The following is a 19,657-nucleotide window of genomic DNA, read 5'->3' as shown; positions in this document are numbered from 1 at the left end:
CGCGTGGCTCCATCCCAATGGCCGCGTGGTCCTGGCGTTCTAGACTTTGCCTGTGAACGACGCCGCGCTCTCCCCCGCCCCCACCGTCCTCGTCATCGTGGGGGGCAGCATCGCCGCCGTAAAGGCCCCCTCGGTGCTGCGGCGGCTGCGCGAGCGGGGCGCCTTGGTGCGCGTGATCGCCACGGGGGCGGCCCTGGCCTTTATCACCGAACTCAGCCTGGCGACGGCGGCAGACGGCGAGGTGGCGACGGACAAGACGTGGTTCTCGCCGCGCCCCGACGCCCAGCACCTCACCCTCGCGCGGGCGGACGCGACGGTGATCGTGGGCGCCTCGGCGGACCTGCTCGCGCGGGTGGCGGGGGGGCATGCGGGGGACCTCGCCTCCGCCACCCTGCTCAGCGTGATGGGTCCCGTCCTGTGGGTGCCCGCCATGAACGAACGGATGTGGCGGCACCCGGCGGTGCAGGCCAACGCCGAGCGCTTGCGGGCGTGGGGACACACCTTCCTGGGCCCCGAGGAAGGCGCGTTCGGCACCCGGGGTGAAGGCCGGGGCGTGGGCCGTATGGCCGAACCGGAGGACATCGCGGCGGCCGTACTCGCGCTGCTCACGCCGCCCGCTCCACGTGACCTGGAGGGCCTGCACGTCGTCGTTTCCGCCGGCCCCACCCGTGAGTATCTGGACCCGGTGCGTTTTATCAGCAACCCCAGCAGCGGCAAGATGGGCTTCGCCGTGGCCCAGGAGGCGCGGAACCGGGGCGCTCGGGTCACGCTGGTGACGGGTCCAGTGAATCTGCCAAACCCCCTCGGCGTGGAAGTGGTCCGCATCGAGACGGCGCTTGAGCTGCGCGACGCCATCCTCCTGGCCTCGGAACAGGCTGATCTCGTCGTGATGACGGCGGCGGTGGCCGACTACCGCGCCGCCGAGCGGGCCGGTGAGAAACAGGCCAAGGTGGCGGGCGACGTGACGGTTCTCCTCACTCCCAATCCCGATATCCTCGCGGAACTGGGGCAGAACAAGGGAGACCGCGTGCTTGTGGGCTTCGCGATGGAGACCCACGCGGGCGTGGAGCGTGCGGCCCTTAAAGCGCAGCGTAAAAATGCCGACTTCATCCTGCTGAACTATCCCACCCGGGAGGGCACGGCTTTCGGCGGCGACGACAACGAGGTGACGCTGGTACGCCCCGACGGTTCACACGAGGCGTGGCCGCGCCTGAGCAAGCGTGAGGTGGCCCGGCGGCTGCTGGATGAGGCGGCGCGCGTCCGCCTTTCCCAGAATGCTCGCCCTGTGTAGGCACGGGACATTTCCGCCATTGCATTATTCACTGCATATTCATAGGATCTGAGGAATGCTCAGCAAGGAACAGCGTCAAAAACGTATTCAGGACATTATTGCCCGCGAGAGTATTTCTACCCAGTCCGAACTTGTCGAGCGGCTGCGCGCCGAGGGGGTGCAGGTCACCCAGGCCACCGTGAGCCGCGACATCAACGAACTTCGCCTCGTGCGCCTGCCTATCGGCAAGGGCCGCCACCGCTACGCCCTGGCGCAGGTGGCCGGGCACAGCGACGTGGAGGAAGAACTCGGCCGCCTCTTTCAGAATTTCGTCAAGGACGTGGACCGGGGTGAGAACATGCTGGTCATCCGCACCGCTGACGGCCACGCGACGGGCGTGGCGCTGCTGCTGGACAGGTTACGCCGCGACGACATCGTGGGCACCATCGCCGGAGAGGACACCATCTTCGTGGTCGCCCGCACCACAGGTGAGGGCGAGGCGCTCATGGAGGAGTTTCACGCGCTGATGCTGGGTTAGAAGCGGCAAAGAGGGCCAAGGGCACCGGAACAATCTGCCTTTGGCCCCTCGCTGCTCTTTGCGCCCTACGGCACGTCCTCGTCCAGCTCTGGCACGTTCCCCACAGGTAGCTGCACGTGAACGGTGGTGCCCCGCCCCACCTCGCTCTCCAGCCAGATGCGCCCGCCGTGGGCGTCCACGATGCCCTTGACGATGCTCAGGCCCAGGCCCGCGCCGCCTGCATCACGGCTGCGGCTGTCCTCGACGCGGTAGAAGCGGTCAAAGAGGCGCGAGAGGTGTTCGGGCGGAATGCCGGGGCCGTCGTCCGCCACGCTCAGGCGCACTTCCTGGCCGCCCACCTCGGCACGGCTCTGCAGCGTAATGTGCGCGGCCCCCGCCTTCAGCGCGTTGCTGACGAGGTTGATAACGACCTGCTTGAGGCGGTCCGGATCGCCCTCGAAGGTCACCTCCTCGCCCGCCACCCGCAGTTCGGTGCCCTGCGCCTGCGCGAGCGGCGCGAGCTCCCGGGCCACCTCCCCCAGAAACAGGCCCGAGAGGATGGGCTGCCGGGTCAGCGTCAGCGCCCCGCTGTCCGAGCGGGCGAGTTCAAGCAGGCTGGCGATCAAGTTGGTCAGCCGTTCGGACTCCTTGCGGATGATATTGAGGCTCTCGCGCTGGCCCTCGCTGGGACTGGTGCGGCGCAGCAGGTACCCCGCGTGGCCGCTGATGGCCGTGACGGGCGTGCGCAGCTCGTGGCTCGCGTCGCTCGTGAAGCGGCGCTGGGCCTCGAAGCTCGCCTCCAAGCGCCCCAGCATGGCGTTGAGGGCCTGGGCCAGCGCCTGCACCTCGTCGCCGGTGGCAGGCTCGGGCACCCGCTCGCCCAGATTCTGGCTGCCGATGCCCTCGGCGGCCTTGCGCACCTGCCGCAGGGGCCGCAGCGCCTGCCCGGCGAGTAGGTACGAGCCCACGCCCGCCGCCGGGAGCCCCACCAGAAACAGGATCAGGATGATGTTGCGCAGCTGCGTCAGGGTATCGTTCAACGGCGCGAGGTCCCGGCCGACGTAGATCAGGGCGAAGGTCTGCAGCTGGTCTTCGGTCTTGACCGTTCCCAATGCCACCAGAAACCGCGTCGGATGCGTCTCGCTGCCCGTTTTGTACGCCTGCTCAATCTGCCGCGTGATGGTGAGCCGCTGGGCAGGCGCGCCGATCAGCGCCGCGAGTTCATCGTCGGTCAATTGGATGGAGCGCGCCGGATCGAGACCGATAGGTCGCCGCCGCCACGCCTGCCCTTGGGCGCGCACCTGCTCCAGCAGCGCGTGACGCTGCTGGGGGGTACGTGCGGCGTCCAGATCCTCCGCCAGACTCTCCGCGGTGTAAAAGGGCAACCCATCGAACTGAATGATCTCGTCGGGGAAGGAGTAGCGGGCAGGCGAGAGTTGCACCTCCAACCCACGGGCGGGCTGCTCCCCCACCATCGGCAGGTTGAGCAGCGGAAACAGGTTGGTGAACTGGGTGTAGGTGGTGACCAGCCCACCGTCCACACTGGCCATCAATTTGTTCTGCATCTGCGCCAGCACCGCCACCGATACCGCCGTGAGCAGCACCGCCAGCAGTCCCGTGTAAAACAGCGTCAGTCGCCAGCGCAGGGTCACGGCGCGTCTCCCCGGCCGGCGAGCTGCGGGGCGCTCACTCCTCGCGCAGCACGTACCCGACGCCGCGCACGGTGTGGATCAGCCTTCGCTCGCCGCCCTCTTCCAGCTTGCGGCGCAGGTAGCCGATATACACGTCCACGACGTTGCTGCCCCCGGTGTATTCGGGCCAGACCTTTTCCTCGATCTCAAAGCGCGAAAAGACTTTCCCCGGATTGCGCGCCAGCAGTTCCAGCAGCTCGAACTCCTTGGCGCTGAGCTCCACCCGGCGGCCTCCCCGGAAAATTTCACGGCCGTCGAGGTTCATTACCAGATCTGCCACCCGCACCTCACCGGTCACTGCCGGATTGACGCGGCGCAGGTGGGCCCGCACGCGGGCGAGCAATTCCTCGATGGAAAAAGGCTTGATCAGGTAATCGTCGGCTCCCGAGTCCAGGCCCTCCACCTTGTCCTGAATGCCGTCCTTGGCCGTCAGGATGATGATGGGCGTGTTGCTCGTTTTGCGGATGCGGCGCGCGACCTCCAATCCGTCGAGCACCGGCAACATCAGGTCCAGAATCACCAGGTCCGGGTTGACTTCGCGGAATTTGCTCAGCCCGGTCACCCCGTCAAAGGCGACTTCGGTGGCGTACCCCTCGGCGGCGAGTTCGAGTTCTATAAAGCGGGCAATGTCCTTTTCATCCTCGATGACGAGAACCAGGGGTTTACGTTCCATGGAATCAGTCTAGAGAGCGTTCTCATGAGAAGCCGTCCCCAGTCCTTAACCGGCTTTCATGGGCCCAATGTTCCGCGTTCTGCTCCCTGGTGCCCAGAAGAGGAGCGGAGCGGAAGGGGGCCGCTTCGCGCTTTTGTCCGCATGGCGCCGCGCGTGGAGGAACACCCTACACCGCTTCATTCTCCCCCTTGCGCATTCAAGCTCGCTTCCCGGGCCCAGTCAAAAAGAAGTCCTCTTTTTGACGCATGCTCCAGGTCGTTTCAGGCGCTGCGCGGCGACTGGGACTGACGGCTGATCATGTGAACCGTATAAGCCCGGCATTCGGGCCCGAATCCGCGCAGGTGAGGCAGGGGCCGGGCGGCAAGAAGCGCCCCGTCCACGTGTTGCCCGACCACACCCTCGCAGACCAACGTTTCTCCTGCGTGGGCAGCGTCGCACAGCCGCCGGGAATAGTTGACTGGCAGGCCGTAGGCGCTCAGCTGTCCGCCCACCATGCCCACCACGACCGGTCCCAGCGCCACTCCGGCCCGCACCTGCAGCTGCACCCCCAGCGCCGACGCCAGACCCAGCCGGCCAGTGCGCTCATGGGACTCCAACGCGGCCCAGATGCCCGACTGCGTCCGTTCTCCTGGCCAGAGGGCGAGTACGGCGTCGCCCTGGTGCTGCAGCACCCGGCCACCGAGCGCCTCGGCGCTCAGGATGAGCACCTGTACGAACTCGGCCATCAGGGACGCGTACACCTCCAGCGGAAGGCGTTGCGCCAGCAGCGTGCTGCCCACCAGATCGACGGTGACCAGGCAGGCCGCAGGATGCTCCCCCGCAGAGGAAGGCAGAGGCAAGAGGAGATCATTCATGGGGAGTGGCTTCATCATGACTCAGCCCCTTCCTTAAGTAAAGCCCCATAAGACTCATGGAGCAGTTGACTTCTCTTGTTTCTTTTGACGTTTAATCTTTCGGTCCGCCGCAACGCTTGTGTTCGGTAAAGAAAAGAGTTGACGCGTGATGACGGCGTCATCGCCCCGAGCGGAGCGAGTCACAGAGGGACCAAAAAGTGGTGGGGACGGAGGTAGAGCGCTCCCCGGCGCTGTTTCCGGGAAGTTGGTGCAGCCACCTGCCACGTGACGTTCCTCTGGCCCGCCCACCACCCTGGGCACCGGCAGCTTACCGGTGGAAGGAGGTGAACTACAGCACGAACCCGTGCAGCGGTGGCAGCGTCTGGAAGGTGACCCACCCGCCCACCTGCAGCGGCGGGAGGGGGCTGAACGACGCCAGGACCAGGGGCAGGCGGGCCCGAACCACGCAGATCTGGGCGCTGCTGGCGAGCACCTCTCCCCGTCCTTCCACCGCCGAGACACCCACCACCGTCAGGGCCTCGCGCCGCTCGCCCGCTGCCTCTGCGGGAAGCGGCGCGATCTGCCCAGGTCCCAGAATGCCGTGGACGAGAACCCGGGCAGGCCCGGGAACCGCGGCGTAGGGACCGCTGCGGTCAAACAGATAGAGCACACGTCCACCGGCAGCGAATTCAAGCAGGGGGCTGCCCTCGGGCTGGGGATAGAGCTCGCCGTCGGCCGCGAAGGCGCGGAACCGGGCCGTGAATTCCTCCTCCGAACTTTCCAGCATCAAACCGGCTCCTCCCACTTCTGCCGCATCTGGGGGATTCTAGCGCTCTTCAGGCCCACCGCCGGCCGCTTCCAGCCAGTCGAGATCGGGCACGTCACGCTTCTGGGTTCCGAGCACGGCATCGGCCCGTTCCAGCGCGAAGGTGCCCTCCACCTCCCGCTGCAGGTGAATCAAAACCAGGCCCGCCAGCCGCTCCAGCACCGCCCATTCCACCGAGCCGTGCTGCTGGCGATCGCGGGTACGGCAAAGCAGGGTCAGGGCCCATTTCTCGTCACCGCCCAGGAAGGCGCTCGCAGCCTCCGGTGGAACGAGCGCCCTCAGGTCAGCGTCCGCCACGTCACGTCCAGCACCACGCCCAGCAACATCGTCAGGGCCAGCCACATGTTGGCGTCAAAAAAGGCCACGTTGACCCGCTCCAGATCCTGCGGGTCCACGATGTGGTGCTCGTACCACAGGATGCCGCCCATCACCAGCACGGCCAGGGCGTACCACACGCTCGCCCCCGTGACCACCCCCACGGCGGCCAGCAGCACGAAGGTCAGGACGTGGCTCACGGCCGCCACGCGCAGGGCACGCGGAATGCCAAAGCGCGCGGGAATGCTCCTGATCCCGTTGGCGCGGTCAAAACTGTAATCCATCGTCGCGTAGATTACGTCCAAGCCGATCATCCAGAACAGGACCACGGCCCACAGCAGCCACGCGCCCACGCTGAACTTCCCCGTGACGGCGATCCAGCCACCCGCCGCCGCCGCCCCGTCGGTCACACCCAGCCAAGCGTGACACAGCCAGGTAAAGCGCTTGGTGTAGGGATAGCCGATCAGAAACACCACGGCCAGCGGCATCAACGCCAGGCACAGCGGGCCGAGCTGCGCGGCGGCCACGGCCATGACGGCCAGGCTGACCACCACGAGCACCCACGCCTGCCGGGGCGAGACCTTACCGCTGGGCACCTCACGCCGGGCGGTGCGGGGATTGCGCGCGTCAATCAACCGGTCGATGACCCGGTTGGCCCCCATCGCAGCTGTGCGGGCCGAGGCCATGGCCACCGTCACCCACAGCAGGGTGTACCAGCCTGGCCAGCCGGTGCCCCGGGCCTGCATACTCGCCAGCAGCATCCCGGCGTAGGCAAAGGGCAGCGCAAACACCGTGTGCTCGAACTTCACCAGGTCCAGGTACGTTTTGACTCGCGCCGCAGCACTCACGGTGCAGCAGCATAGCGTCCCCTGAACCGGGACCGCCGCGAGACAGGGCACACATCGGTGCCCGGGGTGGGCGTGCTCTTCCCCGTGGCCCTTCCGTGCGGGGCAGGTACACAGCGGCGCGGCTCTCTGCTATCATCTTTTTCGCGCGAATGAGGACGAGGCGTAGCGCAGGCCGGTAGCGCACTTGGTTTGGGACCAAGGGGTCGCAGGTTCGAATCCTGTCGCCTCGACCAGCACATACCGTGTTCGCGCGGTTCTCGCGGGATTGGTGTAGTGGTAGCACAGCAGCCTTCCAAGCTTCTGGCCTCGGTTCGAATCCGTGATCCCGCTCCAAATGGCCTCCTCTCTGGAGGCCCCCTTTTTGCACCCTTAGCTCAGCTGGATAGAGCAACCGCCTTCTAAGCGGTCGGTCGTAGGTTCGAGTCCTACAGGGTGCGCCAGAGATTCCCCGTCCCGGACGGGGGTTTTCTTTCAGGATGAGAAGGTGGGCGGCAGGGCCACACACGGGCATCTTTCCCATCCCTGCTCTACGGTTTGCGGATCATCCGTTCCGTCCCCTCCGCTCCAGTACTTCCTCGACTCTGTGTCACCGTTTTTCCTGCCCGCGCTGCGCCGCAGCCTTGCACGTCCGCACCCGTTGGCCCGGAACTGCGTCACCGACCAACCGCCATCCTTATTGCAAGGTGTGGAAAGGCGGACCCAAGTCTTCCTGCATGCTGAGGTGTCTCGCCAGGACGAGCACCCGGCGCGGTGAGACCTGAAGGGAAACTCCGGGCAAGAAAGGGAAAACCCCGCACCAAGCGGGGCTTTGTTCTGGTGGGTCGTGTAGGAATCGAACCTACAACCCGCTGATTAAGAGTCAGCTGCTCTGCCAATTGAGCTAACGACCCAGAGCGAAAGGGAGTATAGGGGCCGGGCCGGGTCCTGTCAAGCGGGAGCGAGCCGCTCCCGCACCAGGCCCGCCAGATACAAACTGCCCGCCACCAGCAGGAGGCCGCCCGGGGGCGTGAGGGCCAGGGCGCGGGCAAAGGCCGCTTGGGGTTCGGGAAGTGCCTCGCCGCCGTACTGTCCGGCCAGTTCGTCCGGTGGGGTGGCCGGTTCTCCGGGTGCTGTAAAGACCCGCACTGGAGCCACCGGCAGCAGCGGCGCGAGGGTGGCCGCCGTGTCCTTGCGTGCCAGGCTGCCGAACAGCAGCACGTCCGCCTGGGGAACGCTGGCGGCGAGGGCTGTGGTGGCGTGGGGATTATGCGCCCCGTCGAGGAGGACAGTCCGGCCCTCCACCTTGAAGCGCTCCAACCGGGCCGGGTGGGTGGCATTCAGGGCAGCCTCCACTCCAGCTGCATACCCCAGGGTGCGTAGGGTGGCGGCAGCGAGGGCGGCGTTGAGGCCCTGGTGCGCTCCCACCAGCCTCGGCGGATGGGGAAGGTCGAACAGCCTGGTGTGCGTCTCCGGCGTGAGGAGCGGCGCGCCCACCTCCGCCGTCACCGCCTGCACCACGGTCAGCGCCCCGCCCGTTACCGTCGTCAGCAGGGGCACGCCGGGCCTTGCCGCCCCCACCTTATCGCGGGCGATGTCGGCCAACGATGGCCCCAGCGTTGCCACATGGTCCAGCGCCACGTTGGTCAGGGCTACAGCTTCCACCTGTGCCAGCGCCTGCGTCGCGTCGGAAGCCCCGCCCACCCCGGCCTCCATCACGGCCACCTCTATCCGGTCTTCTGCGAAGGCCAGGCAGGCCAGTGCCAGGGTCAGATCGAAGAAGGCCGCGTCCGGCGCATGTTCTTTGGCCCAGTCGACGAAGGCGGCGGTGCGTTCGGCGGCCAGCTCCACCCCATTTATCCGGATGCGTTCCTCGTAGCGCTGGAGGTGGGGACTGGTAAAGCGGCCCACCCGCACCCCGGCGGCGAGCAGCCCCGCCTCCAGCATCGCGCAGGTGCTGCCCTTGCCGTTGGTGCCCACAACGCGGATGCAGGTGAAGTGCCCATCCGGCGCTCCCAGCTGGTTCAGCAGCGCCCGCGCCCCCACCGGTCCCCGCTCGCGGCCGGCACGGGTGCGGGAAAACAGCCAGTCGTGATCGGGATTCGGAGGCATGGGGCGAAGGTAGCGCAGGAGGGGTGGCCGAGGCTTTATTCCGCCCAGCCCCGCTCCAGCAGTTCGCGGGTCTCCGCCACGGCCTCCTGCCAGATCGCCAGCATTTCCTCGTCGGGACGGACGTGGAGGCCCGCGAAATTGCCATCGCCCAACAGGGCCCGCACGCCTTCGGGGGGCAACTGGCGCATCTGGGCAAGGTCCACCATGGGTTTGCGCTCCCCGGGGGCGGTCACGCCTTCCAGCCGCGTCCAGGGAAAGTTCTCCATCCAGCTCGCGTGACTGGCGAGATCATCCACGGCCTGCACCGCGGCCCAGGTACGCGGCGCGTTCCACCAGTTGTGCCACTGCACCCGCGCGGCGGGGTGCCGGGCCAGCCACTCGCCCAGCCAGCCCTGACCGAGGCTGTTGCCACCGTGGCCGTTCACCACCAGGATGCGCCGGAAGCCCTGGGCGTGCAGGCCTGTCAGGAGGTCGTCCAGCAGGGCGAGGTAGGTGCCCACCCGCAGGCTGACGGTGCCCGGATAGGCGGTGAAGGTGGGCGTGATGCCGTAGGGCAGTGTGGGAAAGACGGGTATGCCCAGCGGCGCCGCCGCCGCCGCCGCGACCCGTCCGGCGAGAATGGTGTCGGTGGCGAGGCTCAGGGTGGCGTGCTGCTCGGTGCAGCCCAGCGGCAGCACGCAGCAGTCATCCACGCGCAGGTACGCTTCCGCGCCTTCCCAGTTCATCTCCTCGATTTGCATGCTCCACCGTAACGTCCCCGTGGGGGCGAGCGGGTAGGATGCGGGCCGTGACCGACGGACAGCAGGCAGGAGTTGCCCCCCGCGTGGGCGTGGTGATGGGGTCCAGAAGCGATTTCGAGACGATGGAGGGAGCGCTTCACGTGCTGCGCGATCTCGGCGTGCCCTTTGAAGTACGCGTGCTCTCGGCCCACCGCACGCCGCACCTGCTCGCCACTTACGCGGCGAGGGCCGAGCGCATGAACTTTTCTTGCATCATCGCGGGGGCGGGCGGCGCGGCGCACCTGCCGGGCATGCTCGCAGCCTTCACGCGGGTACCCGTGCTCGGTGTGCCCGTACAGTCCCGCGCCCTCTCCGGGCAAGACAGCCTGCTGAGCATCGTGCAGATGCCGGCGGGCATACCCGTCGCCACCTTCGCCATCGGGGAGGCAGGGGCAAAAAACGCGGCCCTCTTCGCGGGGGCACTGCTCGCCACGACGGATGAGGCGGTGCGTGAGCGCCTGAGGGCCCTGCGCGAAAGGCAAACCCAGGCTGTACTGGGCGATCCCTTTTTCGAGGGTCACGTGGAAGCGGGCGCGGAATGACCCCTTTCACCTCCCCCACCCTCGGCATCCTCGGCGGCGGCCAGCTCGCCCAGATGCTCGCCCTGGCGGCCCTGCCGCTCGGCGTGCGGGTGGTGGTGCTGGAACCGGACCCTCAGGCCCCTGCCCGCCTGTGCGCCGAACACCTCCGGGCCCCCTACACTGATCCCGCTGGGCTGGAGCGCCTCGCTGCCTGCGACGCGGTAACGCTTGAATTTGAGAATGTTCCGGTAGAAGCGCTGGCCGCCCTGTCGGGCCGGGTGCCCGTGCGGCCCGGCGGCGAGTTGCTGGCCCGCTCCAAGCACCGGGCGCGGGAGAAAGAAGCGCTGCGGGCGGCGGGCGTGGAGACCGCGCCGTTTGTGACGGTGGAGGGTGAAGCGGACCTGACCGGGGCGCTGGAAGCCGTGGGCGGGCGGGGCATCCTCAAAACGTCCGAACTCGGCTACGACGGCAAGGGGCAGGTGCGCGTGAGCGGGGACGCCGAACTGCGCCAGGGCTGGGAGGCGCTGGGCCGCGTGCCCTGCGTGCTGGAGGGCTTCGTGTCCTTCGAGCGGGAGGTCAGCCTCGCGGTGGCCCGCACGGCGTCGGGTGAGGTGGCTTTCGGGCCATTGGTCGAAAACGTCCACCGGGCGGGTATTCTCCGCACGAGCCTGTTTCCCACCGCTGCCCCCGAGGGCACCGAGGACCGCGCCCGTGAGTCCGCCCGCGCGGTGGCCGAGGCGTGGGGACTGGAAGGGTTGCTGACGTTGGAATTCTTTCAGCTGCCGGACGGCGGGCTTCTGGTCAACGAGGTCGCCCCCCGGGTCCACAACAGCGGGCACCTGACCCAGGACGGCGGTGGGGTCAGCCAGTTCGGGGCACAGGTGCGTGCGGTGCTCGGCCTGCCGCTGACCGATTGGGCCCCGCTGCTGCCCTGCGCGATGGTCAATATTGTGGGCACGGCAAACGGAGCGGCCCCCAACTGGGCGGCCATCGACGCGCTGCCCGGCACCCGGCGGCATCTGTACCACAAGGCCCCTCGTCCAGGGCGCAAGGTGGGGCACGTCAACCTCGTCGCGCCAGACAGGGAGACGCTGCGCGAGCGGTTGGCCAGGCTGGAGACGCTGATTCCCTGACGCCGAAAGGGGCGGCCTCCAACGCACCCGCCCAACCGCCGCCTTATGGGCGTCAGCCGCCGCTCCTTACGCTGGGGCACGAAGCGTCTTTTGCCGCTCACGACCCTGACGCCCGCCGTTTTGGCGGGCGGCCAACGCCTGCTTGACACGCCCGCCCAAGGCATGATTACCCTGATTCCCGATTCAGCGGGGGAGCGTAGGAGGAGGGCGGTGGCGTCCAGTCCATGTCCCCCGCCTCCCGTTCTCCGCGAGGTCCGCGCGCTCCGGCGGTTCACGCCGCCGTCCACGCCTCGCTGCCCGAGTTGCGCCCGTGGACGGTCTGGGTCCAGGCCCCGCCGGACCTGCCGGGTACCGCCGAGAACCTGACGCGGGCTGCCGGGGCGTTCACAGCGGGCGAGAACCTCCGTTCCTCGTCTGGAAACGCGGGCCAGGGCTACGCGACCGAGGTGGCGCGCGCCCTCACCGAACTGGGCCTGCGTCACCACCCCCACCGGCGGCCTGGGCTTTGGCCGCACCGAGATTCGCCGTGACGCCCGCAACGGGCGCAGCGCCCGCATTCCCCGAACCCTGGGCCACACCCTGGACGCCGTCCTGAAGAATGACGACGTGGCGGCAGACGGTCCCACGCAACTCCCTGTCACGGTGATCTTCAGCGTGATGGGGTGAGTGGGGAGGCCTGCCCTCGGCCCTCTGCTCTTCGCCTGCTGGTCAGGGCGTCAGCCGCGTCCCCGCTTTCCCCCGGGCCGCCGCCGCCAGCACCCCCGCCTTCATTCCGCTGGCGATCACGGCGAAGGGCGCGCCCGCCTCCAGCGCCTCCAGCGCCGCACGCACCTTGGGGATCATGCCCCCGGCAATCCAACCCGCACGGATGCCCTCCTCGGCCTCCGCCCGGCTCAGGTGGGAAGCGAGGCTCGCCGGGTCCGGGTAGGCGCGGTACACGCCGTCCACATCGGTCAGGAAGACGATGCCTTCCTCCAGCGCGCCGGCCACAGCTCCGGCTGCGGTATCGGCGTTCACGTTCAGCGCTCCGCCGTCGCCCACCGCCACACAGCCCACCACGGGTGTGATCCCGGCACCGAGCAGCGTCCGCAGGAGGGCCGCGTTCACTCCCGTTACCCGGCCCACACGCCCAAGTTCGGGGCTGTGCACTTCGGCCACCAAGAGGCGGCTGTCGCGGCCCATCAATCCCACCGCGCCGCCTACCTCCTCAGAGAGCTGCTTGTTGAGCTGCGAGAGGGCCATCTCCACGACGTCCATCGCCTCGGGGGTGGTGACGCGCAGCCCCTGGCGAAACTCACTCTCTATCCCGCGCGCCGCGAGTTCCCGCTCGATCACCGGGCCGCCCCCATGCACCACCACAACGGGAAAGTCGGCCCGCAGCGCCGCGATCTCTGCCGCCACCGCGCGGCGCAGTTCCAGGCTTTTCATGGCGTTGCCGCCGTATTTGACAATCACGGCGTGAGTCTAGAAGTCTGACCGCCCAACTGTCTAACCGCCCATCCAGCTTCAGCAGTCCGGCGGTCACCCTGCTTGACCTCCGGAACCCACGCCCTGCGCAGCTAATCGCTCGCCAGCCCCAGCAGCTTCGCCTTGGTTCGGTGGGGCTGCGCGACGGGCTTGGCGTACCAGGTCAGGGCGGGGCGGGCGTCGAGGGCAAAGCGGTAGCCCAGGCGTTCCCAGAAGCGGGCCCCCCGCGGGTTGTTGCCCAGCACGCTGGCGAGGATGCGGGTGGTGCCGGGGGGGACCCGGGCTTCCAGGTCGCGCACGGTCCGCTCGCCGAGGCGTTGCGACTGTCGGTCCTCCCGGATGAGGAGCAGGTTGATGGTCAGATCACCAGGCTCAGGGTAGTCGAGCTTGCAGTCGAGGCTGCCCACGAGTTCTCCAGCCTCGTCGTGCAGGAGTTCCAGGCGGCGGCGGGGGTCCAGCAGGGCGATTTCCACGTCGCGCTGCACCTCGCTTAGCGTTGGAACGCGCGTTCCGAGCAGCCCGAAGTAGCCGGGCGAGGCGGTATACAGCGCGTGCAGCAGGGGTGCGTGGTGAAGCGCCAGCGGCGTGACGTTCAAGGTGGAAGCCTCCCGTCCGGGAGTGGATCAAGGATAGGGATGCGCAGAAACCGGACGGCCCTCAGCATACGCCTCCTCCTCCCGGCCCGTGGGTGAATTTGCTCGCAGCCCGCGCTTGATGCTCGCTTCACCTGAACGGGGGGGGCAGGCTTTACGCTACCCTGCCCCCATGACGAGCGGCCCCGGCCCCATCAGCGCTGCCCAAATCAGGCCAGACCAGACCAGCGCCGTCCCCACCCGTCCTGGTCGTGGGGGTCCCGGCTTCTATGCCCATCAGCTTGCCCGGCCTGGCGCGGTGCTGGCGCCCATGGCCGGCTACAGCGACGCTCCCCTGCGTCAGCTGGCCGCCGAGCAAGGCGCGCTTTGGACCGTCAGCGAGATGATCAGCTCCCGGGGCCTGGTGCTGGGTGGCGATACGGAAAAGCTCTCGCTGGGCCGTCCCTATCCGGGCGAGACGCGGCGTGCAGTGCAACTCTTCGGAGCCGAGCCCGACATTCTGGCGCGGGCTGTCCAGAAGGCCGAAGCGTGGTTTTCTCCCGCTGCCATCGACCTCAACATGGGCTGTCCAGTGCCCAAGGTGCGCGGCAAGGGCGGCGCCTGCCTGCTGCAGACGCCGGAGGTGGCGTACGCCCTGGTGCAGGCGATGCGCTCGGCCACCACGCTGGACGTGAGCGCCAAAATCCGCCTGGGCTGGGACCATGACCGCAGCGTCGAAATCGCGCAGGGACTGGCGGAAGCGGGCGTCGGACTGCTGACCGTCCACGGGCGTACAAGTGCCCAGCGCTACACGGGTGAGGCCGATTGGGAAGCGATCGCGCGGGTGGCAGGCGCCGTGCCCGTTCCCGTGATCGGCAGCGGCGACATCACGAGCGCTGCCGGAGCCCGGGCCAGGCTGCGCTTGGGGGTGGCGGGCGTGATGATCGGGCGCGGTGCGGTGGGCAATCCCTGGATCTTCCGGGCGCTCGCCACCGGTGAAGACGCGCTTCCCCCCGCCCCCGAGCGGGCGGCCACCGCCCTGCGTCATGCCCAGCTGCACGCGGACTTCTACGGCCTGGACCGCTTCGGCGTGCCCAGCGTGCGGGCGCTGCGCAAGGTCTTGCCGGGGTACCTGCCGGACCACCCGGAACTGCGGGAGGCGCTGGTGCAGGTGAACACCGTGGAGGACGTGCGGGAAACGCTCGCGCCGCTGCTGAAGCAGGGTGGGATGGAGGGTACGCCCGCCTCTCCCCGGCTTCCCGCGGCCGCGGAGTATGCTGGGAGGCACCCATGAACGTGCGCGAGTACTACGCCTACCTGTCTGCGGCGCGGGAGCAGCTTCAGAACTTCCTGCGGGCCCTCCCGGTGGCAGACCTGGACCGTCCTCTGATCGACGGGGACCGCTTTCGCAACATCAAGGACCTGCTGCTGCACATCGTGGACGTGGAAGACCACTGGGTCCACGGCATCGCGCTGGGTGGGGGCGTGTCGAGCAACTATCCGCACGACTGGGTGCAGCCGCGCGCCGAGCAGTATGAGCTGGGCTGGATCATCGCCTACAGCCAGGAGGTCAGCGCCCGTACCCGCGCCCTGCTGGACGCCGAGCCGGACCTCACCCGGCCCGTCAAGCTGGTGCAGGACGACCCGGCCAGCGACACGGTGACCCTCGATCAGCTGCTGTGGCACGTGATGACCCACGAGGTGCGCCACACGGCGCAGATCGCGCTGCTGATCCGGCAGCTGGAGCACACGCCGCCCTGGCTGGACTACCTGCGCTTTATCCGCCCGCAACCCACCACAACCGGAGAAACGGACCTGGAAGCCGCCGAGCTCGACGGCCCCGACAGCGACGACGACCTGTAAGGGTTGCCGAGCAAGGGTTAAGGCCTTCGCAGGAGCGGGGTCAGGGCCCGGGGCACGTGCCCGGGCCCTGACCCCTTATACTGCCCAGGTTATGCGGACGGTGACGGTAGGAACGCGCGGCAGCACACTCGCGCTCGCGCAGACGCGGTGGGTGGTGGCCCGCCTGAAGGAGGAATGGCCGGAAACGGATTTCCGCATTCAGACCATCAGCACCAAGGGCGACCGGGACCGGGCCAGCCTGCAGTCGATGGCAGCCAGAGGTGACAAGGGCTTCTGGGTCAAGGAGATCGAGGACGCGCTGCTGCAAAAACGCATCGACATCGCGGTGCATTCCCTCAAGGACCTCCCGACCGAGCAGCCCGAAGGCCTGGAGGTGTCGTCCATCCCCAAACGGGTGGACGCGCGGGACGTGCTGATCGGCAAGGAAGGCATGAAGCGCCTGGCGGAGTTGCCTCAGGGCGCGCGCGTGGGCACGAGCAGCGTTCGCCGAAAGGCCTTCCTCCGGGCCTACCGCCCGGACCTGCAACTTCTGGATCTGCGCGGCAACATCGACACGCGCCTCGCGGCCCTGGGCACCCCTGACTACGACGCGATCATCCTGGCCGCGGCCGGGCTGATCCGCACCGAGATGCGTCACCGCATCGACGAGTTTCTGGACCCCGACATCGTGCTGCCCGCGCCGGGGCAGGGCGCGCTGGCACTGGAAACGCGCAGCGACGACGACCTGAACATCGAGGTGGCCTACGCCATCCACGACCACACCACGGACGACCGCATCACCGCCGAGCGCGAATTCCTCGCCGGACTGGGAGCGGGCTGCATGGCTCCGGTTGGCGCCCACGCCAACCTCAAGGGCGGGATGCTGACGCTGGAAGGCTGGGTGGGCGCGGTGAACGGCTCTCAGGTCATCCGCGCCACCACCTCCGGCGACCCCGCCGAATGCGCCGACCTGGGCGCGGAACTCGCATCCGACATGCTGGGGCAGGGCGCACAGGCACTGATTGACTCGGCGCGGGAATGAGGGGCGTCAGCGCAACCACACTGCTCACGGCAGCCCTCGCGGCCTTCCTGTGGCTGGGCATCGGCACCGTGCAGCGCACCCAGGGCGGCGCCCCCCTGCCCGCTGCCCTTGTGGCGGAACTGCCGCTGACGGCAGTGGTGTTCGTGGTGGCGCTCGTGCTGACTGTATGGCGAAGGCGCTGAAGGGTGGCAGAGAAGACGCGTCGGCGGCTGCGCTCTGCCGTCGCCCCTCTGTCTTCCAGCAGTCACAATAGGCCAGTTCTATGAAACGCCTCGCGGTCATTCACACGGGCGGCACCATCGCCAGCCGTCCTGCTCCTGACGGCGTGGGCGTCACGCCGCAGTCGGCCCCCACCGTCCCCGGCCTCAGGGGCGTGGAGATTACGGACCACCAGCCCTTCAAGCTGCCCAGCCCGCACGTCACACCCGCGCACATGCTGCTGCTGGCGCACCTGATCGAGGGCCTGGCGGAAACACACGATGGTCTCGTGGTCACCCATGGTACCGACACGTTGGAGGAGACGGCCTTTTTCCTGCATCTGGCCCTTGCCACCCACGTGCCCGTCGTGCTGACCGGCTCCATGCGTCACGCGGCGGAGGTTTCGTGGGACGGTCCCGGCAACCTGCTGGACGCTGCCCACGTCGCCCTGCACGCCCAGTCGCAGGGGCGCGGTCCGCTGGCCGTGTTTGGGGGAGACATCTTCGATGCCCGTACGGTGACCAAGGTGCACACCACCGCGGTGGACGCCTTCGGGGGCTACCCGGGGCCGATTGGCCGGATCGACCGTACCGGAGACACCCCTCACCTGCGCTACTTCGCCACCCCCGAACTGCGGCCGACTTATGCGCCGGCCAAACTGACTGCCCACGTGGAGATTTTGTACGCCTACGCGGGCTGGACCGGCGAGGGTTACGCCGAGGCCGAGGCGCGGGCTGACGGGCTGGTCATCGCTGCGCTGGGCACCGGCAACCTGCCCGCCGAACTGCTGCCCCTGATCGCCCGTACGGCCCGCGCAGCTAAACCTGTGGTGATTGCCACCCGGACCCATGCCGGCCCCGTCATCCCCGTCTACGGCTATGCGGGCGGCGGCGCGACCCTGGTAAACGCCGGGGCGATTCCCGCCAGCTTTCTCAACGCCCACAAGGCCAGGCTGCTGCTGCTGGTGCTGCTCAGCCTGGGGCGGGGGGTGCCCGAGATTCGGCGGGTGTTTGGGGACGGGGCGTTCTAGCGCATGTGTCAACGTGCGGACTTCTTTTTGACCGGGTCCGGCGAGCGAAACGCGCGTGGGGGAGAATGGCGCCGTGAGGGGTGCCCTTCCACGCGCCATTCGGACAAATGCTCCAGGAAACGCGTATTGCACGGCCGCCGGTGAACCTCCTGAAAAAATCAAGCCGAGCGGACGAGGGTGCGGGGGCGGGCACAGGGGCTTGAAACGGATGGGGCCAGACATCCCTGGTGCCCATCAAGACTTTCTCTACTACAGCCGTTATAAGTGGAGGATGGGGCAAAGGACGAACTTCACCGGTGCGGGACGCGGACGGCTGCTGCCGCTCCTGTTCCTGATCGCCGCGGGACATACCCTGTGGGTCGCCGCCTCACCTCCTCCGGGGCTGACGCGCAAGGTGTTTGGGAATCTCTTTTTTCTGTTGCCCTACCTGCTGGCCGCGGCCTTGGCCTTTCGGGCGGTTCGCGGACAACCCCAGCAGCGCCGCGCGTGGGGCACCATCGCGGCCGGTCTGGTCTGTTGGGCGGCTGGTGAGGTCGTCTTCACCGTTCTGGACCTGCTCGGCCGCACCACCTTCCCCTCCGTGGCGGACCTGGGGTTCGTGCTGCTGCCCGTCTTGTTTCTGCTGGGCATCCTGCAGTTTTTCCAGCCGCCAGCAAGTCGTCTGCAACGCCTGACCTTCGTGCTGGACATCGCGCTGCTCATCGTCACGTTCGCCCACCTGCTGTGGATCGATTATGTGACCGTTTCCTGGCACACCTACGCTGGGCAGCCGCTGGCCCTGCTGCTCGCCACGGCCTACCCAGCCACCGACATCTTGATGATCGCGGTCGCGCTCGCCATGGCGCTGTGGAGCCCCCGGGAAGCCACCCGCGGGCACAACCCACTGCTGGGACTCGGGATTTTGCTGTTTTTGTGGGGATCGGTAGGCTACGGTACCCTGGTCACCCACAGCCACTACCAGGTCGGGGGCTGGCTGGACCTGACCTGGAGCTGGGCGGCCTTCCTGTTCGGCTGGGCCGCCAGCGACACCCTGAAGCCGGGTAGGCGTCCGCCGTTGCCTCCCCGTGTGCAGGCCGTCCTCGCCGATACCACCGCGCTGTTGCTGCCGCTTCTGCCTTACGTCGCCGTCGTGGTGGCCTTTGTCGTTCCCCTGCCGCAGCCGCTGAACGGCTCCGCACACGCTGGGTCACCCCATCTGCAAACGGCCGTCGTGGCGGTGTTGGCCCTGCTCCGGTTTGTGCTCACCGAGATTCACAACCGGCGACTGACCCGGCGGCTCGATCAGCAGGCGCGGTATGACGCCCTGACAGGTGCCCTCAGCCGCAGCGTGGTACAGACTCAACTGCCCGCACTGGCCCGGGAAGCCCTGGTCCGGGGAGAACAACTCGCGGTGATGTTCATCGATCTCGACCGTTTCAAGCAGATCAACGACTCGTTCGGCCACACGGTGGGAGACCAGGTGCTGATGCAGGTGGCTGAACGCCTCAGACGCTGCGTTGGTCCCCCTGACCTGCTGATCCGTATGGGCGGCGACGAGTTTGTGCTGGTGCTGGCCCAGCTCTCTGAACTCCGGCATGCGGAACGGACGGCGCAGCGGGTCCTTCAAGCCCTGGCCGCACCTCTGGACATCATGGGCGAGCGGCTCTCGCTCAGCGCGAGTCTCGGTGTGGCCTGCTTACCCGACGATACTTCTGACCTCGAAGAGGCCCTGAGGTTTGCAGACCTCGCGATGTACCAGGCCAAGCGGGCGGAGCGGAATACCTGGCGCTTTTACAACCCGCAGTGGCAAGACCAGGCGAGCGAGCGCTTCCAACTGGAACGCGAACTTAAAAATGCTGTCGAACACGGCGAATTTCAGGTGTGTTACCAGCCAGTGCAGGAGACGCGAAGTGGACGTTTCCATGGCTTCGAGGCCCTGCTCCGCTGGAACTCACGGCGGTACGGACCGGTCCCACCTACACGGTTCATTCGGATGGCCGAGGAGCTCGGTCTCATCGGCCCACTGGGCCAGT

The 19,657-nt window shown here is 67.9% G+C and carries 21 protein-coding genes and 4 tRNA genes (1 of these 25 only partly in view); 14 read left to right on the top strand and 11 right to left on the bottom strand.

Annotated elements, in window-relative coordinates; translation table 11 throughout:
• Positions 1-52: 52 nt before the first annotated feature.
• Together coaBC and argR are read left to right on the top strand one after the other, a co-directional pair.
• Positions 53-1,291, top strand: a complete 1,239-nt coding sequence (gene coaBC / locus B9A95_RS13770) for a bifunctional phosphopantothenoylcysteine decarboxylase/phosphopantothenate--cysteine ligase CoaBC (RefSeq protein ID WP_084047841.1) — start codon at positions 53-55, stop codon at positions 1,289-1,291.
• Positions 1,292-1,346: 55 nt separating this feature from the next.
• On the top strand, positions 1,347-1,808 hold the full coding sequence (argR, locus tag B9A95_RS13765; protein ID WP_084047840.1) for an arginine repressor: 462 nt from the start codon (positions 1,347-1,349) through the stop codon (positions 1,806-1,808).
• Positions 1,809-1,873: 65 nt separating this feature from the next.
• Here the strand turns inward: argR and B9A95_RS13760 are convergent, their stop codons facing one another.
• From B9A95_RS13760 to mqnP, 6 genes are all read right to left on the bottom strand, one after another.
• Positions 1,874-3,439, bottom strand: a complete 1,566-nt coding sequence (locus B9A95_RS13760) for a sensor histidine kinase (RefSeq protein ID WP_084047839.1) — start codon at positions 3,437-3,439, stop codon at positions 1,874-1,876.
• 34 nt (positions 3,440-3,473) lie between these two features.
• A complete protein-coding gene (locus B9A95_RS13755) occupies positions 3,474-4,151 on the bottom strand; it encodes a response regulator transcription factor (RefSeq protein ID WP_010887388.1) in 678 nt (225 codons plus the stop codon).
• Between the two features lie 260 nt (positions 4,152-4,411).
• The gene (locus B9A95_RS13750; RefSeq protein ID WP_084050730.1) at positions 4,412-5,005 is read right to left on the bottom strand and encodes an adenylate/guanylate cyclase domain-containing protein; all 594 of its coding nucleotides are present in this window, start codon (positions 5,003-5,005) and stop codon (positions 4,412-4,414) included.
• 328 nt (positions 5,006-5,333) lie between these two features.
• Positions 5,334-5,771, bottom strand: coding sequence for a hypothetical protein (locus B9A95_RS13745; RefSeq protein ID WP_084047838.1), 438 nt, complete (start codon positions 5,769-5,771; stop codon positions 5,334-5,336).
• A gap of 39 nt (positions 5,772-5,810) precedes the next feature.
• Positions 5,811-6,107: a hypothetical protein gene (locus tag B9A95_RS13740; RefSeq protein WP_084047837.1), complete on the bottom strand. Its 297-nt coding sequence runs from the start codon at positions 6,105-6,107 to the stop codon at positions 5,811-5,813.
• A complete protein-coding gene (gene mqnP / locus B9A95_RS13735) occupies positions 6,089-6,973 on the bottom strand; it encodes a menaquinone biosynthesis prenyltransferase MqnP (protein WP_084047836.1) in 885 nt (294 codons plus the stop codon). Before mqnP ends, B9A95_RS13740 begins: the two co-directional genes overlap by 19 nt.
• Before the next feature lie 156 nt (positions 6,974-7,129).
• Between mqnP and B9A95_RS13730 the strand changes: the two genes are divergently transcribed.
• From B9A95_RS13730 to B9A95_RS13720, 3 genes are all read left to right on the top strand, one after another.
• A tRNA-Pro gene (locus B9A95_RS13730) sits at positions 7,130-7,206 on the top strand.
• A 26-nt stretch (positions 7,207-7,232) separates the two neighbouring features.
• Positions 7,233-7,306 (top strand) — tRNA-Gly (locus tag B9A95_RS13725).
• A 30-nt stretch (positions 7,307-7,336) separates the two neighbouring features.
• Positions 7,337-7,413 (top strand) — tRNA-Arg (locus tag B9A95_RS13720).
• 374 nt (positions 7,414-7,787) lie between these two features.
• Here the strand turns inward: B9A95_RS13720 and B9A95_RS13715 are convergent.
• The 3 genes from B9A95_RS13715 to B9A95_RS13705 all read right to left on the bottom strand — a co-directional run bounded on the left by B9A95_RS13715 (position 7,788) and on the right by B9A95_RS13705 (position 9,801).
• Positions 7,788-7,863 (bottom strand) — tRNA-Lys (locus B9A95_RS13715).
• Positions 7,864-7,900: 37 nt separating this feature from the next.
• The gene (locus B9A95_RS13710; protein WP_084047835.1) at positions 7,901-9,061 is read right to left on the bottom strand and encodes a glutamate ligase domain-containing protein; all 1,161 of its coding nucleotides are present in this window, start codon (positions 9,059-9,061) and stop codon (positions 7,901-7,903) included.
• Between the two features lie 35 nt (positions 9,062-9,096).
• Positions 9,097-9,801: a creatininase family protein gene (locus B9A95_RS13705; RefSeq protein WP_084047834.1), complete on the bottom strand. Its 705-nt coding sequence runs from the start codon at positions 9,799-9,801 to the stop codon at positions 9,097-9,099.
• Between the two features lie 38 nt (positions 9,802-9,839).
• Between B9A95_RS13705 and purE the strand changes: the two genes are divergently transcribed.
• The 3 genes from purE to B9A95_RS13690 all read left to right on the top strand — a co-directional run bounded on the left by purE (position 9,840) and on the right by B9A95_RS13690 (position 12,024).
• Complete coding sequence (gene purE / locus B9A95_RS13700; RefSeq protein WP_084047833.1) at positions 9,840-10,382, top strand: 5-(carboxyamino)imidazole ribonucleotide mutase; 543 nt, start codon at positions 9,840-9,842, stop codon at positions 10,380-10,382.
• Positions 10,379-11,494 (top strand): 5-(carboxyamino)imidazole ribonucleotide synthase, encoded by a 1,116-nt coding sequence (gene purK, locus B9A95_RS13695; protein ID WP_084047832.1) that lies wholly within the window; start codon positions 10,379-10,381, stop codon positions 11,492-11,494. The genes purE and purK overlap by 4 nt, the downstream gene beginning before the upstream one ends.
• A 224-nt stretch (positions 11,495-11,718) precedes the next feature.
• Positions 11,719-12,024, top strand: coding sequence for a hypothetical protein (locus B9A95_RS13690; RefSeq protein ID WP_245808307.1), 306 nt, complete (start codon positions 11,719-11,721; stop codon positions 12,022-12,024).
• 178 nt (positions 12,025-12,202) lie between these two features.
• On the opposite strand, the gene argB is transcribed toward B9A95_RS13690, so the two are convergent.
• Positions 12,203-12,949 carry an acetylglutamate kinase gene (gene argB / locus B9A95_RS13685; protein WP_084047831.1) on the bottom strand — a complete coding sequence of 249 codons (747 nt, stop codon included), beginning with the start codon at positions 12,947-12,949 and terminating at the stop codon, positions 12,203-12,205.
• A gap of 104 nt (positions 12,950-13,053) precedes the next feature.
• A complete protein-coding gene (locus B9A95_RS13680) occupies positions 13,054-13,557 on the bottom strand; it encodes a GNAT family N-acetyltransferase (RefSeq protein WP_084047830.1) in 504 nt (167 codons plus the stop codon).
• Positions 13,558-13,864: 307 nt separating this feature from the next.
• Between B9A95_RS13680 and B9A95_RS13675 the strand changes: the two genes are divergently transcribed.
• The 6 genes from B9A95_RS13675 to B9A95_RS13650 form a co-directional block, all read left to right on the top strand.
• Positions 13,865-14,827: a tRNA dihydrouridine synthase gene (locus B9A95_RS13675; RefSeq protein WP_084050729.1), complete on the top strand. Its 963-nt coding sequence runs from the start codon at positions 13,865-13,867 to the stop codon at positions 14,825-14,827.
• Complete coding sequence (locus B9A95_RS13670) at positions 14,824-15,396, top strand: DinB family protein (RefSeq protein ID WP_084047829.1); 573 nt, start codon at positions 14,824-14,826, stop codon at positions 15,394-15,396. The genes B9A95_RS13675 and B9A95_RS13670 overlap by 4 nt, the downstream gene beginning before the upstream one ends.
• Positions 15,397-15,487: 91 nt before the next feature.
• Positions 15,488-16,417, top strand: a complete 930-nt coding sequence (gene hemC, locus B9A95_RS13665; protein WP_084047828.1) for a hydroxymethylbilane synthase — start codon at positions 15,488-15,490, stop codon at positions 16,415-16,417.
• Positions 16,414-16,599 (top strand): hypothetical protein, encoded by a 186-nt coding sequence (locus B9A95_RS13660; RefSeq protein WP_084047827.1) that lies wholly within the window; start codon positions 16,414-16,416, stop codon positions 16,597-16,599. The genes hemC and B9A95_RS13660 overlap by 4 nt, the downstream gene beginning before the upstream one ends.
• An 80-nt stretch (positions 16,600-16,679) precedes the next feature.
• Positions 16,680-17,645: an asparaginase gene (locus B9A95_RS13655; protein WP_084047826.1), complete on the top strand. Its 966-nt coding sequence runs from the start codon at positions 16,680-16,682 to the stop codon at positions 17,643-17,645.
• A 271-nt stretch (positions 17,646-17,916) separates the two neighbouring features.
• Positions 17,917-19,657 carry the 5' portion of a putative bifunctional diguanylate cyclase/phosphodiesterase gene (locus B9A95_RS13650; protein WP_170928646.1) on the top strand. Its footprint extends 611 nt past the window's final position, so the window shows 1,741 of its 2,352 coding nt (coding positions 1-1,741); it begins with the start codon at positions 17,917-17,919; its stop codon lies off the right edge, out of view.

The sequence above is a fragment of the Deinococcus hopiensis KR-140 genome (assembly GCF_900176165.1).
Taxonomy (GTDB): domain Bacteria; phylum Deinococcota; class Deinococci; order Deinococcales; family Deinococcaceae; genus Deinococcus; species Deinococcus hopiensis.
The sequence above is the reverse complement of the archived record's forward strand: the minus strand, read 5'-3'. Positions and strand labels throughout refer to the sequence as shown.